This is a genomic window from Romboutsia faecis, from assembly GCF_014323405.1.
Lineage (GTDB): Bacteria > Bacillota > Clostridia > Peptostreptococcales > Peptostreptococcaceae > Romboutsia_E > Romboutsia_E faecis.
In genome coordinates, this window is the sequence record NZ_JACRWE010000006.1 from 130,355 (window position 1) to 148,274 (window position 17,920).

19 protein-coding genes are annotated in these 17,920 nt (G+C 26.3%); 1 reads left to right on the forward strand and 18 read right to left on the reverse strand.

The genetic code is table 11. From position 1 onward, the window contains the following. Positions 1 to 301: 301 nt before the first annotated feature. From H8923_RS13220 to H8923_RS13275, 12 genes are all read right to left on the reverse strand, one after another. Positions 302 to 1,168 carry a YitT family protein gene (locus H8923_RS13220; protein ID WP_153972328.1) on the reverse strand — a complete coding sequence of 289 codons (867 nt, stop codon included), beginning with the start codon at positions 1,166 to 1,168 and terminating at the stop codon, positions 302 to 304. A 340-nt stretch (positions 1,169 to 1,508) separates the two neighbouring features. Beyond that, positions 1,509 to 2,198 (reverse strand): LrgB family protein, encoded by a 690-nt coding sequence (locus H8923_RS13225; protein WP_153972327.1) that lies wholly within the window; start codon positions 2,196 to 2,198, stop codon positions 1,509 to 1,511. Then, the gene (locus H8923_RS13230; RefSeq protein ID WP_147541958.1) at positions 2,191 to 2,562 is read right to left on the reverse strand and encodes a CidA/LrgA family protein; all 372 of its coding nucleotides are present in this window, start codon (positions 2,560 to 2,562) and stop codon (positions 2,191 to 2,193) included. The genes H8923_RS13225 and H8923_RS13230 overlap by 8 nt, the downstream gene beginning before the upstream one ends. A 152-nt stretch (positions 2,563 to 2,714) precedes the next feature. Further along, complete coding sequence (locus H8923_RS13235) at positions 2,715 to 3,677, reverse strand: WG repeat-containing protein (RefSeq protein ID WP_153972326.1); 963 nt, start codon at positions 3,675 to 3,677, stop codon at positions 2,715 to 2,717. Between the two features lie 99 nt (positions 3,678 to 3,776). Next, on the reverse strand, positions 3,777 to 4,733 hold the full coding sequence (locus tag H8923_RS13240; RefSeq protein WP_153972325.1) for a dipeptidase: 957 nt from the start codon (positions 4,731 to 4,733) through the stop codon (positions 3,777 to 3,779). Positions 4,734 to 4,890: 157 nt separating this feature from the next. Continuing rightward, positions 4,891 to 6,318 carry a tetratricopeptide repeat protein gene (locus H8923_RS13245; RefSeq protein ID WP_243139971.1) on the reverse strand — a complete coding sequence of 476 codons (1,428 nt, stop codon included), beginning with the start codon at positions 6,316 to 6,318 and terminating at the stop codon, positions 4,891 to 4,893. Between the two features lie 89 nt (positions 6,319 to 6,407). Next, a complete protein-coding gene (locus tag H8923_RS13250; RefSeq protein ID WP_153972324.1) occupies positions 6,408 to 7,793 on the reverse strand; it encodes an aldehyde dehydrogenase family protein in 1,386 nt (461 codons plus the stop codon). A gap of 159 nt (positions 7,794 to 7,952) precedes the next feature. Then, a complete protein-coding gene (locus H8923_RS13255; protein ID WP_153972323.1) occupies positions 7,953 to 8,543 on the reverse strand; it encodes a GAF domain-containing protein in 591 nt (196 codons plus the stop codon). 63 nt (positions 8,544 to 8,606) lie between these two features. Next, complete coding sequence (locus H8923_RS13260) at positions 8,607 to 10,115, reverse strand: VanW family protein (protein WP_153972322.1); 1,509 nt, start codon at positions 10,113 to 10,115, stop codon at positions 8,607 to 8,609. Positions 10,116 to 10,251: 136 nt separating this feature from the next. After that, on the reverse strand, positions 10,252 to 11,643 hold the full coding sequence (locus H8923_RS13265) for a UbiD family decarboxylase (protein WP_153972321.1): 1,392 nt from the start codon (positions 11,641 to 11,643) through the stop codon (positions 10,252 to 10,254). 195 nt (positions 11,644 to 11,838) lie between these two features. After that, positions 11,839 to 12,615 (reverse strand): protein phosphatase 2C domain-containing protein, encoded by a 777-nt coding sequence (locus H8923_RS13270; protein ID WP_153972320.1) that lies wholly within the window; start codon positions 12,613 to 12,615, stop codon positions 11,839 to 11,841. 194 nt (positions 12,616 to 12,809) lie between these two features. Further along, positions 12,810 to 13,091, reverse strand: coding sequence for a hypothetical protein (locus tag H8923_RS13275; protein WP_187127948.1), 282 nt, complete (start codon positions 13,089 to 13,091; stop codon positions 12,810 to 12,812). Positions 13,092 to 13,305: 214 nt separating this feature from the next. On the opposite strand from H8923_RS13275, the gene H8923_RS13280 reads away from it, so the two are divergent. Next, on the forward strand, positions 13,306 to 13,839 hold the full coding sequence (locus H8923_RS13280; protein ID WP_153972318.1) for a peroxiredoxin: 534 nt from the start codon (positions 13,306 to 13,308) through the stop codon (positions 13,837 to 13,839). Between the two features lie 257 nt (positions 13,840 to 14,096). On the opposite strand, the gene H8923_RS17520 is transcribed toward H8923_RS13280, so the two are convergent. The 6 genes from H8923_RS17520 to H8923_RS13305 all read right to left on the reverse strand — a co-directional run bounded on the left by H8923_RS17520 (position 14,097) and on the right by H8923_RS13305 (position 17,489). Continuing rightward, positions 14,097 to 14,219: a hypothetical protein gene (locus H8923_RS17520; RefSeq protein ID WP_263457710.1), complete on the reverse strand. Its 123-nt coding sequence runs from the start codon at positions 14,217 to 14,219 to the stop codon at positions 14,097 to 14,099. Between the two features lie 2 nt (positions 14,220 to 14,221). Beyond that, complete coding sequence (locus tag H8923_RS13285; protein ID WP_153973209.1) at positions 14,222 to 14,788, reverse strand: accessory gene regulator ArgB-like protein; 567 nt, start codon at positions 14,786 to 14,788, stop codon at positions 14,222 to 14,224. Between the two features lie 527 nt (positions 14,789 to 15,315). After that, entirely contained in the window at positions 15,316 to 16,233 is a 918-nt protein-coding gene (locus H8923_RS13290) for an N-acetylmuramoyl-L-alanine amidase (RefSeq protein WP_187127949.1), read from the reverse strand. A 1-nt stretch (position 16,234) separates the two neighbouring features. Then, complete coding sequence (locus tag H8923_RS13295; RefSeq protein ID WP_153973203.1) at positions 16,235 to 16,501, reverse strand: phage holin; 267 nt, start codon at positions 16,499 to 16,501, stop codon at positions 16,235 to 16,237. A 12-nt stretch (positions 16,502 to 16,513) separates the two neighbouring features. Then, the gene (locus H8923_RS13300; protein ID WP_153973202.1) at positions 16,514 to 16,744 is read right to left on the reverse strand and encodes a hemolysin XhlA family protein; all 231 of its coding nucleotides are present in this window, start codon (positions 16,742 to 16,744) and stop codon (positions 16,514 to 16,516) included. Between the two features lie 52 nt (positions 16,745 to 16,796). Next, positions 16,797 to 17,489, reverse strand: coding sequence for a hypothetical protein (locus H8923_RS13305; protein WP_153973201.1), 693 nt, complete (start codon positions 17,487 to 17,489; stop codon positions 16,797 to 16,799). Between the last annotated feature and the right edge of the window lie 431 nt (positions 17,490 to 17,920).

Consider the following 17,920-nt stretch of genomic DNA (forward strand, 5'->3'; position numbering starts at 1 on the left):
ATAAACTTATTATATATTTATATTAGTAACATTTCTATAGGTATATAAATTTTTATAAAACGAAAAATAGAGTATACCACAAAAGTGATCTACTCTATTCTTTACACATCCACATTACCCGATTTCACTAATAACTTATAAGCTATCCGTCCTAATTTAAAAATAAATTAAAAACTTACCCTTATACTCTTCTGTATAAGATACCCGCTTAAAAATTTCAACTCTAGAGTTTGGAGAGAACATTGCTCTCTTTATATATTATTAATGCTTTTGGTAATTTTATTCATATATTGCAAATATTTTATAAATATTTTTCTTTAAATCCTCTTCCTTTAACTTCAGTTACATCATTTACAGATATAAATGCTTTTTGATCATACTTTAAAGCTATTTCTTTTATCTTTGGAATTTCCTTAGATAGAACTATACAGTATATGATTCTCTTTTTCTCTTTAGTATAAGCACCTTCAGCTTCTAAGAAAGTCACACCTCTTACTAGTGTAGACATAATCTCTTTTGCTATAGGTTCACTTTCTTTTGAAATTACCATAACTGATTTTTCATAACTCATAGCATCCTTTACAAAACTCATCACTGAAGCACTTACATAATATCCTATAAGTGTATATAAAGCTAAGTTCACTCCAAATATAGCTCCACCTACAGAAACAATAATTAAATTTGTAGCTAAAGCCGTATCTTTTACAGGAATATTTCTTTTAAATTTTAATATTGCTCCTATAATATCAGTCCCACCTTGAGAAGATTTCGTTCTAAATACCATACCTGATCCTACTCCAGATAATATTCCTCCAAATACAGTTTGAAGAAGTATATCATCTACAGGTATAAATTTTCCAATATTTTGAGTTATACCTAAAAGTATAGAAAATAGTACCATATTTATTAAGCTTGTAATACAGAAGTCTTTTTCTAAATATATAAATCCTAATACAAATATAGGTATATTTATTAAAAATGTAAGTAATCCTATATTTATATCTGTGGTATAGTTTATTATTGCAGCTATACCTGGTACTCCTCCACTTAATAAATGTGCTGGTCTTAGAAATCCATTTATACCTATACATGCAATAATCATCCCTGTAATTATTACAGTGTATCTTAAAAATATATTATCTTCTAAGACGGTGTTAACTTTACTCATTGTTTTCTCCCTTCAAATCTCTTTCACTTAAAATGCTAATATAACCTCATACAGATTCTATTATATTATCTTTTTTTAAGATGTCTAGTAATTTTTTCGGTTGAAATATACTTGATTTTTCTTTTTTAATTATACAATTCGATATTCTTCTCGTCCTCATTTCATTTTATGAATTTTTAACAATATTAACTTTCATTATTATCATAGGACATCGTTGTCATCTTTTAATACATGAAGGCTTTTTATTACTAGTTTCATTATTTGAACTTAGTAAAAGAAACTATTCATTAATTACTTCAAAAACTTTTGTTATTTTTCATTTATTTAATTTTAAAATATATTATAAAAAGTTTAATATTATAGGAACTACTATAACAGTTATTATCCCTGCTATTCCTATTGATAAACTACTCATAGCACCTTCTACTTCACCGATTTCTAAAGCTTTAGTAGTACCTAATGCATGTGCTGATGTTCCTAATGCAATCCCCTTAGCTACTGGGTGCTTTATTTTACCTACTTTAAACACTGTCGGTGCAATTATCGCTCCTAATATCCCCGTTAATATTATAGAAACAACAGTTATTGATTCAATACCGCTTAATGTATTTGTAAGAGATAATCCCATAGGTGTTGTTATAGATTTAGGTATTAGTGAATTAATAATATCTATATTTGCATTAGTTAATTTCCCTATTATCATAACAGATCCCAAGGATACTGTTACTCCCGCAATTATTCCTACAATTATTTCCACAAAATGCTTTTTCAATAAATCAAATTGCTTATATAAAGGTATAGCAAGTACAACTGTAACTGGCCCTAAAAGGAAGTTGATACAATCAGCACCAATTTTATAATTTTCATATGGTATCTTTGATATCCCTAAAAATAAAATAATCCCAATTATAGCTAATAACAAAGGATTACATGCAGGACTTTTTGTTTTCTTTTGTAAATAAACACCTATGTTGAAAAATACAACAGTCATTACTATTCCAAATATAGGTGTATCTAATACGTTATACATTTTGCTCCTCCTTAGGTTTATTATTTATCATCTTTTCAACTACAAAGCCTGTAATATACATTACTGCTATTGTACTAAAGAATATTGTCATTAATAAAACAAATATATTATCACTAATTAAGTCTAAGGATCTTATTAGCGATACTCCTGCTGGGACAAAGAATATTGCCATATTATTTATAAGTAAATCTCCTAATTCATTTACCTTATCTAGTTTTATTACCTTAAATTGTAATAGTAAAAATAATAATATCATTCCAATTATATTACCTGGTATTACAATAATATTTTGTATAAAAGAACTAATATACTCTCCTATCGCCCATATGCCTAAAATAAGAGCTAGTTGATTAAATAATTTCATATACCCTCCCATAAAACCTTATAATAAATATTCGCTTAAATAAGTCTATTCAATCTAAAAATAAGGAGATTTCTCTCCTTATTTTTAAGCTTAAATATATATTACTATTTACTTAGTATTTTTTCAAACTTTATTTATTACCACTAATGGCTTTATAAAATTAAACTTCCATTTCTATCAATATAATTACTATTTTTACCTTGAATTACTTGTGCATATCCATCTTCAAAATCTGATATAAAATCATATACTGGAACTATCTCTATATCGCCTAACTTATTTAAAAATCCCCATACTCCACCCTTTGGCATACTTATACCTCGAGTTAAAGAATCTAATCCCATATTAAATCTAGCTAAGCCTTCAGAGAAGTTACAAGCATAGTCAAACATAGGCTCTATTATTATATTTCCAAGTTTATCTATATATCCCCATTTATCATTTATAGATACAGCAGCCATCCCCTCACAAAAAGGTTTTGCTCTATCAAATAAAAAGTCTATTTTTAACTTACCATCTTTATTAATATATCCCCACTTATCTCCAACTCTTATTGCAGCTAGACCTTCAGAAAAATCTGTTGCTAAATCAAATTCTGGTCCTATTATCATATCTCCATTTTTATCTATATAACTATATTTATTCTTAAATTCAACTAAAGCTCTATCTTCAAAAAATTGATTCACATATGTGTACTTTGGTTCTATTACAATTTTTCCTTCTTTATTAATAAATCCCCACTTTTTATTTAGCCTTACCCCTGCAAGATCTTGCCTAAAATTAGCAGCACAGTCGAACCTAGGCTTAATAACTTCTTCAAGTGAGGTATTTATATATCCGTACTTATTATTTATCTTTATTTTGGACATTCCTTCATTAAACTCAGTTGCACTTTCTAGATGTAGCATTATTTGCACATTACCAAGGGTATCTATATAACCAAACACCCATTTAGCTGACTTCCTTATTTTCTTTATATAAGTTATTACACAATAACCATCTCGAAATCTATCTGAAACATATTTATATTTGGGCTTTATTATTAAATTTTTATCTTTATCTATAAAGCCATATTTACCATCTTTTAGAACTGGGAGAAACAGTTCAGTTTGCATAGTATATCCCCTCCTATTAATAATAAATCCATAATAATCATCATTACTATATATTATTATTTTGTTCACTATACTATGCTTTTTATACCATCAATGTTTCTATTTATGAAAATTTTTCTTTATAAACCTTAAAAAGTTTTTATATGCAATTTTTTCTATATGTTCATTTTTATAACCTTTGTTCTTTAATTCTTTTATTATATTTTGAGATTTGGATGCATTTTCTAAATTTCTAGTACATTCTCCATCATCCAAACTTAGATAATCACAATAATCAAATCCAAAGCATACAGAATCTATTCCTATAAGGTCTACTATATGGTCTATATGATTCACAAGGTGAGATAAGTCCCTTTTTTCTTCATCCTCATGAATAAAACCTATATAACCATTAATCCCAATTATTCCTCCAGTTTCTTTTATTAGCTTTATTTGCTCATTAGTTAAGTTCCTTTTTACATTGCATAACTCTCTAGCATTAGAATGAGTAGCTATTATAGGATTTTTGCTTACATTATATATATCATAGAAACTTTTATCATTTGCATGTGATACATCTATAATTATTCCTACATCCTCGCATTCTTTTATAAAGTCTTTTCCCTTATTCTTTAGACCTATACTATTATCTACACTTGCTCCACTTGCTAATTCATTTTCTTCATTCCAAGTTAATGAAGCAGTTCTTATTCCATAGTCATAAATCTCTTTTACCTTATCTAAATTATTTTCTAAGCTTTTAGCTCCTTCTAAATGCATCATAGCAGTTATTTTGTTGCATTCTAATCCTTGAACAAATTCATCATAATTTTTTGCTATAGCTAAAAACTCCTCAGATATTTCCCTTTCTTTATTAGCATATTCCATCATTAACTTTAATCCATTATAGTCATAATGTTTTACTAGATCTGGATCTTGCCAAAAAACAAAGATTCCTCCGTTTATTCCACCTTCCCTAAATTTATTTAAATGATGATTTCTTACTATATTTGTTTCTCCTTTTAGGCTTTTACTAAAAATATCTGAGAATATATCTGCATGAATATCTAATAACATATCTAATCCTCCTAATACTAATTAAGCTTCTTTAATAATACTAACATATTATGCTAAAAACATTAAAATTTACAGCATTTTATTACTATCTTTCTATATTAAAAAAGAGTAAGGAAAATATTTCAATTCCCTTACTCTTTTTATTAATATTTTTATCTTATTTTTTCTTTAAAATTTCAGCTACTTTTGAATTATTGTATATACTATTAGGTACTTCACTTCTTAAACCATAAAATGTTTTCTTAGCATTCTCTAAATCACCTTTTTCATAATAAGTCATACCTAATTGATAAAAAGCATCGTCATAATAATTATCTTCTGGAGTATAAGTATTTATATATTTTTTATAATACTTTATAGCCTCATCATAATTACCTTGTTTTTCATATAAAAATGCTAATTCATATATAGATGAAGATATATACTTTTTAGTTTTTCCAGACTTAATTACACCTTTATAATATAAAATAGCTTCATCTGTATTCCCTGATTTTTTAAGACTTAAAGCCTTATTATATAGTTCTTCTTCGCTTAATGTAGCTATTTCTTTTTTAGTTTTTGTTTCATCCAAAACTTGATTAGTTTCTTCTAGCTTTTTATTAGTTTCATCTAATTGTTTATTTGCATCGCTTAATTGTTTATCTGCTTCATTTATTTCTTCTTCTTTGTTGTTTAATTCTGAAGTTAAGCTATTTATTTTAGCTTGATTTTTAACATGATATATTCCAATTCCTACAGCAAGACATGCTATTATTATATATGGTACCAAATTCTTTTTATTAGATTTTTTAGCCTTTTTCTCTACAACAGACTTTTCTTCAACTTTAGCTGGTAGAAGTACTTCTTCTTTTTTCTCTTCAAATAAAGGATTATCCTTATCTACTTCTTTAAGTTTTTCAAAGTAGTACTCTTTCTTTTTATCATCACCTAACTTATTATATAATAAGTAAAGTATTACATAAGGTTCTATTAAATCAGGATCTTCATCTATTATATTATCAAGAATATATATAGACTCTTGATTTAATTCTTCATTTATAAATCTTATAGAATGATTATACCTTCCTAAGAATACTTTAAAATCTTCATCTGAAAGTATATCTACATACTTCTTTGATAATTTGTTGTTACCATAACATAATCCAGTATAAAAACTTTCAAATGCTTTTGAGAAGTCACATTTTAATAGCTTTAATAATCCTCTTAGATTTAAAATATCTATGTCCTTTGGATTTATTTCTAAAGCTTCTTCAATTAATTCTACTGCTCTTGTTATGTATCCTTTACTAGCTAATTCAAGAGAGTTATTATAAGCATTATACGACTTTAACTTAATTTCTTTTGATACTTCTTCACTATTACTTTTTAACTCATTTTGTAAGTTTAATATTGTTTCATCTTTATAATTTGTTGTTACATAACTTTGTTTTAATGCCTTTAATGTCTCATGTTCTTCTTCTTCTTCTATATTAAAAAATGTTAAATCACTTTTTTCTTCTTCTACTAAAGATATATCCATTGACTTTCTAGGCATACTAAGTATATCATTTTTTATATTATTACCTAAAATAGCAATCGCCTCCAATTTATACTTCTACTATATATCTAAGATATCATATTTATCATTGTTAGTCAAAACTATACATATTTTGCTAATTATTTACATAATACGCATTATAGTATTTCAAAAGATTTCTTTAATAAATCTAACCCTTTCTTTGTATATGGGGGATATTTAAAAGGTATATCAATTAAAGATGCCTTTAGGACTGTCTTTTCATGAGTAAAAGCATCAAAACTTCTTTTCCCATGATAAGAACCAATACCACTATTTCCTATTCCACCAAAAGGAGCATTATGGTTAGATATATGCATTATTGTATCATTAACACAACCTCCTCCAAAAGATATTCTATTTAAAATATCTTCTTCAAAGATTTTATCTTTAGTAAATAAATAAAGAGCTAATGGATTTTTATTTGCATCTACAATTTTAACAATATCTTCTATAGTTTGAAATTCTAATACTGGTATTAGTGGTCCAAATATTTCATCTTTCATCACATCATCATCTAAGTTTATATTATCTAAAATTGTAGGCTCTATTTTTAAAGTATTTTTATCATTTTTTCCACCATATACTACCTTTTCATGATTTATTAAATTTAATATTCTATTAAAATGTCTTTCATTAATTACACTAGCATAATCCTTACTTTTCATTGGATCTTCCCCATAAAAACTAACTATATATTTCTTAATGCTTTCTATAAGATGGTTCTTAATATCTTTGTGAGCGATTATATAATCTGGTGCAATACAAGTTTGGCCACCATTTAAAATCTTTCCCCAGACAATTTTTTTTGCACTTAAATCTAAGTCACAATTTTTATCTACAATACAAGGACTTTTACCACCAAGCTCTAAAGTACAAGGAGTAAGATTTCTAGATGCTGATTCCATAACAATTTTCCCTACTGCTGGACTTCCTGTAAAGAAAATATAATCAAAGTTTTTGCTTAATAAATATTTATTTTCTTCTATCTCTCCTTCTATTACAGCAATATACTTTTTATCAAAGTACTTTTCTATCATTTCCTTAATTACTTTTGAAGTATTTAAAGATAATTCAGAAGGCTTTATAATAGCACAATTCCCACCTATAATAGCACCAATTAAAGGTGATATACATAAGTAAAATGGATAGTTCCAAGGTGACATAATTAAACAAACACCATAAGGTTGCTTGTATATATATGTTTTAGCACCTGGATTAGTAAGAGGTGTCTTAACTTTTTGAGGTGAAGCCCACTTCTTAATCTTATTTCTCACATGCTTAATCTCAGATAAAATTATACCAACTTCTGTTTCATAAGCTTCAAATTCACACTTGTCAAAATCCATATTAATAGCTTCAATTATTCTAATTTCATACTCCTCAATAGCAGTTTTTAAAGTATCTAGCTGTTTAATTCTAAAATCAATATTTTTAGTTACCTGACTATTAAAAAACTCATTTTGTAATTCAAATATTTCATCTATATTCTTAAAATTTTTCATATTTTCCCTCCTGAATTAAATAATATAAAAATCAATATATATATTATAAAGCAAAGGGCTGGAGTATAAATTTCTCTAATATTTGCAGCGTCTTTTTGCTGCATGCAAGAGAACTTTATATCCCAGCCCAATCCCCACCATGCAAGGTATATTTTTATATTATTTAATATTATACTTTTTTACTTTTCTGTATAATGTAGCTATTCCTATATCAAGTACATCCGCAACTTTTTTCATACTTTCTGTGTTACTTCCATACTTTTTTATAGCTTTTAAAATAGCTTCTTTTTCCAAGTCATCCATAGTTTTAACTTCTTCTTTATACATTTCATCTAATTTAAAAGATATTAAATCAGACATACTGGAAATAAATTCAGTTAAATCTTTATTTTTTGATATAAATTTATTTTTCTGTTCTTCATCAAAAGCTGCAATCCCTAAGACACCTAATATTTCATCTTCTAGTTTAACAGGTGTGCATATATCTGCTAATTCTTTACACTGATTTCTATGACAACATTTATCACATTCTTTATTTACTTCCTTATTTATCAAATAAGATTTTCCTTCTTTTAATACATTATAATAAATTGCTTCTTCTGATATTTTTTCCCCTATTTTATCTTTAAATATACCTGTTCCAGCTATTCTAATTAAATCTTTAGTAACCAAAGTTACATCCACATCTAATACATTAGAAATATTTTCACAAATAGTTTGAATATAATTGGTTATATCATTTAAGTTCAAATTAATACCTCCCAATATTTTAATATAAGCATATCATTTACTAACTAGTTATTGAGTAATCGTTTAATCGTTATTTGAACCATTATCATTTGGTTTATCTTCTTCAGGCTTAGTTGTATTTTCAGGTTTTGTTGTAGTTTCAGGTTTTGTTGTAGTTTCAGGTTTTGTTGTGGTTTCAGGCTTTGTTGATTCCTGTGAGTTTTCTTCTTTATCTTCTTTATCTGTATTTTCAACTTCGTCCTTAACTTTTTTAGTTCCAACTGCTATAACAGATTGTTTTTTAGGATAATAAGAAGTGTATACTTTTTCCTTATTTAATACATTTCCGCTATTATCTTTGTATACTCTATATGTTGATACAGTATAACCATCTCTACCTTTTTCTAATACCTTTTCAGTCCCTTCTTCAATAGAAGGATCATCAACTTTTTTCACAGGAGCTGCTGATATACCGTCAGTAGATGTTTCTATCTCTATATTTTGTTTATCTTTTGAGCTTCCATAAATTTCTGTAACTACTGAACTTCCATATACATAGCTTTTTAAGTATACTGGATGATTTAAGTTATTTTTAAATACAAAGTCAATTCCACTATCCGTTACCGTAGCATCTCTTCCCTTTGGAACGTATGACGAAGGTATTGTATGATTTCTTATTTGCACTATTTCAAGTCCTGAATATAATACTGAGTTATATAAAGTAGAAGATAGTTGACAAACACCTCCACCTATTCCGTTTTGTAATTCACCTTCAACTATTACAGGTGCATTACTGTATCCATTTGCTACAGTATAAGGCCCTGTTACCCCAGCATATGAAAATTCATCCCCTGGCATCATTAAGTGATTATTCATTTTTTCCGCAGCTGCTTTAATATTAGCTACCCTACCTACAGAAGACGATTTAATGATTGTTGTATATCTTCCTAGTACAGTATCAACTTCACTTAATTCAGATTTTGTTACTGTAGGCTCTACAGTTTTTACAACTAAATCCTCCGACATTATACCATTTTCAAGCTTACTTTCTATATTCTTTAAACTTGCTTCAACATCTAATTCTAAGCCTTTAGACTCATCTAATACTGTTATATTGTTTCCACTTATACTTAGTTGTGCATTCTTTACTTCAATATCTATTTCCTGTTTTATTTCTTCTAATTTATTCTTTAATTTTTCTTTGTTATAGTTAACAACTATATCTAAATTATTTCTACTTCCAAAATTAGTTTTTATAGTCTTTGATAAATTTCCAAATATATTCTGATTTCTATTCAAGTTATATGCTTTTTCAATAGTTTTATTTAAATCATAGCTTGCGTCAATATCAGATGGGTTTATATCCCATTCATTATTTGAGTAAGATAATTTTATAGTACCTATATTCACTTCACCTTCTAATAATGTCTTTGCTTCTTCTTTTGTCAAGCTTCCAATACAAATATCTCCTACATATGTATTTTTAGCAATTTTCCCTCCATTAATTTGACTATATATTATTCCTAAAAATAATACTAAAGTCGCTACTAAAATTCCTACTGCTATATAGCCATTATTTTTTGCTTTATGCATTACTAATTCTCCTTATTTAACTTATGTTTTATCTACATAATATATTTATCTATTAACAGAAATTATCCTTTAAATTTACATAAAAAATTTTTATTCGCACTTTTATGCTAATTATTAAAGCGTGTATTAACACGCTTTAATAATTTACAACCTTATCATTTTCTACTATATATATATTCTTTGTATACATATCTATTAAAAACAACTCTTTTTTCTTAAAGAACCCTTTATTTACTAATGCATAATAATATGCATTTTTATTACTTTTTAAAAAGTCTTCTAAAATTTTATTATTTTTTACGTATTTATTACTATTTTGATCTGATACTATTTCTATATTTTTAAATGTCTCATTTTTTTCCTTTAGTTTATTCTCTAATGCAAAACTACATTCACCTTCACTAAGGGCAAATCTAAATTCTCCAGTTGGTGTTACTTTAAAATATCCATCACTATATGTAGCATTATAATCTTTATCATTAGATTTATAAGAGTAAATTTTCTTAGTCTTAGAATCTACTAAAATTTCATCAATTAATGTATCATACTTATATAATTCAACATAATAAAACTTACCTCCATTTATCATTTGCTGGTAAGAATTAATACTAATACCTTCTCTAGTAGATTCCATCTTTTTAGATATTAAACTTATAATATCATCTTCACTCATAGTATATAGAGCTAAATTTTCTTGATATTCATTTTCTAACGTCACGATCTTTTCATCATCTTGGTAATAAGGCTTAAGATAACTTATATACTTAATAGCTTCATCGTAATTACCTTTTTCATTAGCTTCAACAGCTTTTTGTATATAATAATCATACATTATTTTTATACATTCTTCTTTTGCCGTTTTAGCTAGCTTATAATATTTCTTGTCTTCTTCTAAAACTTTATTATAACCATCTATTGCTTCATGATATTTTTTTACTTGTTGATTATTTGTTGCTTCTTCATAAACAGCCCTAGATTCATAAAAATCTTTAATATTTTGTTTATAATCATCTAAATCCTCATTTATTCCATTTAAACTAGAGGCTATATTCATATAAGATAAAGCTACATCATAAGATATATTTTCTTGCAAATACATTTCATCTACTCTTTTTGCTTGCTCTATTAAATTTTCTACATTTACAGTAATTTCATCTAAAGCATTTGCTGTATTTATCAAACCAATATATTGTTCCTTTGTTATCTGCCCATTTATATATTTATCTCCATTATTTATAATTACAGAATTGATTTTCTTAGATGCTGATTTATTAAATCTTTTCATCTTTGAGTCAGAAAAATTTGTTTTTAAACCTTCATAATAATCATAGGCAATCTGATACTTTCTAGATTCTATATTTCTTACTAAGTGGTCAACTTCTTTGCTTATACTCATTTCATCACTACTAATAAAAAACACTACTATTAACGAAATAGAGGCTAGTATTACTAATAAATATCTAGTTATATTCCCTCTGTTATTGTCTATAAAGTCAGCAAATTTATCTAATAGTTCCCTAAGTTTCATTATTCTTTCCTTCCTATTTTTTATAAAAATATTTACATCTACTTCATACTTTTTCTTTATTTATTATAGCATATTATATCTATTATTTACATTTAAAAACAATATAGTACAAATATATTATAAATACTATTTTTTTATAAAAATATAATTAGAAGGAAATTATTATTTTCTTATTTATTATATTAGATTTCTATCTTATATACTTTTAATAAACATTATTGATATATCATCATAGCTTTTCTCTTTAGTTATTTTTTCAAGATGCTTCTTATAGTTTTTATTTAGTAATAATTTTGTAAAAACATTTTTATCATATACTCTAATTGTTTCTTCTAAATCATTCGTCATATCTTTAAAACTTTCAAATCCATCACTATATCCATCACTAAAAATAATTATATAATCATTTTTATTATCTTCATTTACTTCTTCTACATAATACTCCATATCTTTATACGCTTCTTCTTTTCCCAGTGATTTTACCAAATATCCATTATTGTTACCTAACACTTTTGCATATTTATTAGACTTTTTTACTAATATTGTACTATCACCTATATTTAAGTAAATTCTAAATTTTTCACAAACTAAAACTAAAACCAAAGTCGTTGAATACTTTGCATACTGAGTTCTAAAGACTATAGGTATATCATTTTTATAGTGTTTATCTACTAAATCTATCCATTTATCGTATATATTTTTTTGAAGCATTCCCTTACCTAAATCATCTCTTATTTTATCAAGTTCATATCCGTTTTTATTTATATATTCCTCCAAAATAAAAATTCCAGCTTTGCAAGCCAATTTTGCGCCAACATCACTATATTCAAAAAACTCAGTACTATGACCATCAGCTAAAGCACAAATTATTCCACTTTTGATTTTTTTATATTCACAATAATCTTGTGAAGATTTCCCCTTTAATATATTCTTATAACCTACTACACTGCTGTAAAATACATCAAATTCCATCCCTAACCTCCTAAAAAAAACTGCATCTTATTTATTCTTTATTATTGTAGGTTAAAAACTATTCCCATTTATATTTTTATTGGTAAATAAAAATGGGACTGCAAATGATTATTATCATTTATAGTCCCATTTCTACATATCATAAGTTTTAAATTTAATGTCATTAAATTTATATACACTTATTATAGTACACTTTAAGATACTTTTCTTCTTGATATATTTTGTTTCTGCTTTTTAGTATTAGTTGTCTTTTTAGCAACTCTCGCTTGAGGTGCTCTTCTTTTCTTAATAAATATACGATTCACATTACATAAGAATAAAGTTCCGAATAATGCCAAAGTCCCAAACTGGAAAAGCATAAAATAATATCTAATTCCTACAGCTACCCCCATAAAAAGATTTGAAATAAATAGCGTAGAAGTTACAAAAAAACATACCATGAGTGACATAATAAGGATTTTTACAACTCTTTTCAAATTACTCACCCCTATAACAACAATTATGAACACTTATATTTATCTTTAATAATACCAAATTTATCTAAAAATAGCAATTGTTATTGTAATATTTTGTTGCTTATTAAAGTAATTTTACTATATTATTTTATAGACTTTTTGCTACTGTCACATAAAATAATATTTTTTAATACTATGGAATAGATTATATTTTATTTATTAAGGGGTGATTTTTATGCCAAGTCTTCCAAGTTTAGGATCAACTGCTCCTGATTTCGAAGCCAACACAACTATGGGACCCATGAGATTATCAGATCATAAAGGTAAATGGGTTGTGTTATTTTCTCATCCTGGTGACTTTACACCAGTATGTACTACAGAATTCATATGCTTTGCAAAATATTATAACGAGTTTCAAAAAAGAAATACTGATCTTATAGGATTAAGTGTAGATAGTAATAGCTCTCATCTAGCTTGGATTTATAATATATGTACTCTTACTGGTATTGATATACCATTTCCAATAATAGATGATTCTAGTATGAGAGTCGCTAGATTATATGGTATGATTTCTGAACCTGTTAGCAACACAACTACTGTTCGTTCCGTATTTATTATAGACGATAAACAAGTTCTAAGAACTATACTTTATTATCCTATGACTACAGGTAGAAACATACCAGAAATAATAAGAATTATTGATGCACTACAAACATCAGATAGAGAAAACGTAGTCACTCCAGCTAATTGGTTACCAGTTCTATTATAACTGTAAAATTTATAGATATCTATTTATTATTTTTTATACAATTTGATTGATTTGTAATAAAAATAAAGCTAGAAAGGAAATTAATCCAACCTAGCTTTTTTTATTTAGAAACATGTTTTACATGCTACATATCCTTTGCTTTTAGCTTGTTTTTCAGTCATCTTTATTGCACTTTCCATACCATGAGCTGTTGCTGATTTATGATATTTAATAAATCAATAAAAAATTCATTACTAACTATATTTTTTCTTTATTAACTATCTTTTTTCTTTTAAAGATTTAGGCATATCCTCTACACCTATTGCTACTACAGATGCCGCCTCACTACTTAGTATTAGTATTGACATCATAGCCATTAAGCTCCCCATTAATTTTTTCATCATTATACCTCCCCATGTTTTTTTGAATTGAACATTAAGCAAACATTAATTGTTAATGTCCATGTTATTATATTGCTATAAACTCTATATTTAATTATAAATATAGAAATCATAGATAAAATTATTGAATTAATTAATGCTATTTTATTATTTTTCTTTATTAAACTTGATCTTGTTATAGGCATACATTTATTTACTATAGGGGCTTGATGATATATGCAGAATATATTTATACTGCTTATCAATATAGTGCTTACAAGGTTTAAATTACTATTTTTTGCTATTAATATAGTTAAACAGCATAGTGTTGTAGTAGCAATTAAACATCTCTTTTGTGATGTCTCATGATACCCTCCTGTAAAAGGTTTTACACATACCATAGTAAATATAATCAAAACTACCTCTTTAAAATATCCAAGCATAGAAAATATAATTATTATAGCTATAATTTTGAGCATCTCATACATCATAAGTCTCATGACGTACTGTATCTCTTCTGTTTTATCCTGTGTAAAGTTATTATATTTACATATATCTTCAACAAAATAATCTAATTTTTTTCTTAACATTTGTAATAATTCCCCACAAAAAATTAATATATGTATTTATTATCATAATATTCCATTTTTTGTGTTTTTTCAACTAAAAATTTAATTTTATGCCAAATAAAAATCCGTTAGATAAATCATCACTCAATATATATGGATTTGTATAATTTATTCTAATAAATTTTCATCTTGCTGAATAAAGCCTTATTTTTATATAAAATATAATTTATATTATAGACACAAATAGACATATTGTTGTATTATTTATTTGTAAGCAACAAGAAGCGACATGTAAATTTTAAATCATTAGGATTAGACAGAATTATCGACATTGAAGAAATAGACATAATTGGAGGAGATTTATATCTCCTCTGAATTTTATAGTCTCACGATACTACAACATCCCTAAAATTGGTATTTATACCATAAACCTCTTTAAAAAGACTGTTCCCAATGCAGTCTTTTTTTGTGTATAAAAAGAAGGCATTAAAACCCACTCCCCCAGAATCTATTCTAAGGGAGTAAATCCTCTAAATAATATATAACATTTATTTCTTATATATTGCAATAAATGGATTATATCCTTTCTTTTTAAGCGATGCTAATTGAGTTTCTGCGTTTTTTCTATCTGTATAACTTCCAGCAATAACTCTTAAATATGTTTTATTATCTTTTTTAAATGCATCTAAGAAAACGCTAATACCTAGTTTCTTAAGTTCCGAAACTTCTTTATCTGCTAGTTTTCTATCTAAATAGCTATTAGTTACAACTCTATAATAAGTTATTTCTTTTGTTGTAGATGTATTTGTATTTGTACTTGGCTTAGATTCTTTTTTAGGTGCTTTATATGTAATACCAAAGTATTTGCATACACCTTTCATAGTTGCTTCAACTAGATCATCTACATTAGTTTTTAATATTTTAATATCAGCTTTATTAGTATAGAAACCATATTCAAGTAATATAGATGGCATTTGAGCCTTATATATTACAGTCCAGTTTTCTGTTTTAACACCTCTATCTTTTGCATTTTTATCTAAAGACTTCATAGTTTTTACTATTTCATCTTGTATATATTTTGCAGCATTCTTAGAGTTTGTACTAGCATTAGAAGCAATAAAAGTCTCTGTACCTCTAGCAGAGTTAAACTCCACCTTAGTTTTTCCATTTTTATCTTTTTCATAGTAAGCATTAGCATGATAACTCATAAGTAGAGCTTTTGGCTTACCTAACTTCTTCCAATGCGCATTTGCAAGTTCTGCCCTTTTACTTAATCCCATTTCATCTTTACCCTTTGGATTTGGATTAGTTTGATAATAATCTATACCATGATCCTTACATCTTTTTTCCATTTTTGTATCAACTTCTTGATTAAACTTCCATTCATGTAAAGATTTATCAGGAGCACACTTTCCTGCTACTTCCTCTGCATGTCCACCATCACCTAATACTAAATATTTACTCATATTACTTTACCTCCCTATTTAATACATTTAAACTATCATTTAGACCTCTTGTAGTAGGATCTAATATTGCATTATATACACTTACAATAACCATCCCACAAACATAAGGATTAGAAAAAGCACCTAGCAATAAATCACTAAGTGCTTTCCATGTTGTTAAATCTTGTACAGTTAAGCCTGCATAAGCTAATATTGGAACTAATATACTCATTCCTAATTGCGCTACAAATAAAGGGTTTTTAAATCTTACTTTCCAGTTTATTTTCATATTAACTATCTCCTAAAATATATTGTTTTGGATTGCATAAAAAAAGAAGCCTACTAGACTTCCTACACCTAATCCTAGAAGCCACTTAATTGCGCTTGTAAGATTTTCTAAGTTACTACATAAATTTTGTATATGAACTTTAAGTTCTGCATTTGATTGCTCTAATTTATCAAGTCTTTCAGAATGATTATTAATTCTCCTTTCATGTGTATCTAATTCTTTTCTAACTAACTCCTCATTCATACTAACCTCCTTAAATTTTTGTATAAAAAAAGAGCCTAAAAGGCTCTCTTTATTATTTAGTATATTTTTTATTTATTTCACGTAATTGAGTATATAAACATACATATTTATATACAGTTTCCGATAGTTCTTTTTTTAGACCTTGCTCATTGCCTATTCTAATGGAAGCCCTAGCTCGTACATTAGGGCTTTGTATACAATTTATTTGTCCGAATCTATGTATATCTATATCATTAAAATATTCATGATATTCCGATTCTATTATATCATCCAAACATTTTAAACATTCTGCATCTAAATAAGGACCTGCAACTGTAAAGATATCTGATATTTTTTGATTTATTTTATCTATTTTCATCAATATGAATTCTAATTTATTAATTTCATTATTATATACATCATATCCAGATCCGTATTGTAAATCTAACCCCTCAATATAAGTTAAAATATCTTCAGAATTTTTTATTTCCTCAATTCTATCTATATCTATTATCATACTAAGAGATCTTGCCATTTCTTTTAGTACATACGAATTTTTATTTTTAACTATATTTTTTGCAAATTCATGTTTTTTCTTCTCTGGCATCCATACTTGCATTATGTAAAATATAAAATTAATTATGTACCCTATACCAATCTGACTAGCTAAATTATACCACATATCTGCACCTGCAAACATCTCCGGCCAATCATTTGTCACAATATAAGATATTACTATTAAAAAAGATATTACAAAAAAAAACACTTAACCACTTATGTTGCTTAATAAACATATGACTTATTTTCTCCTTACCATAAAATAGACTACATTTTATCCTTTATCTAATAAAAGGAGTTCTTATAAAACTATTTTTTTATTATCGTAGATATCACTATACGCCACAAATAATAATTAACTATATAATACAAATTTATTACATTTTTCTCCAGTTAAAAATAGTTACAATAAAAAAACAACTTGTTTCAAATATATTTCTGAAACTTATTTTAATTCATCAATAAGTTTTTCATAAAAAATAACCTAATATAGATCCTAGATTATTCTATTTATATCTCGATTTGTATCAATTGTGACTTAAATTTTTGTAATAAAAAAGGCCTTATTTATAAGACCCTTAATCTACTTCTTATATAGTTTTTTATTTATTTTTATCTCCCAGGCTTTATATTTACTTA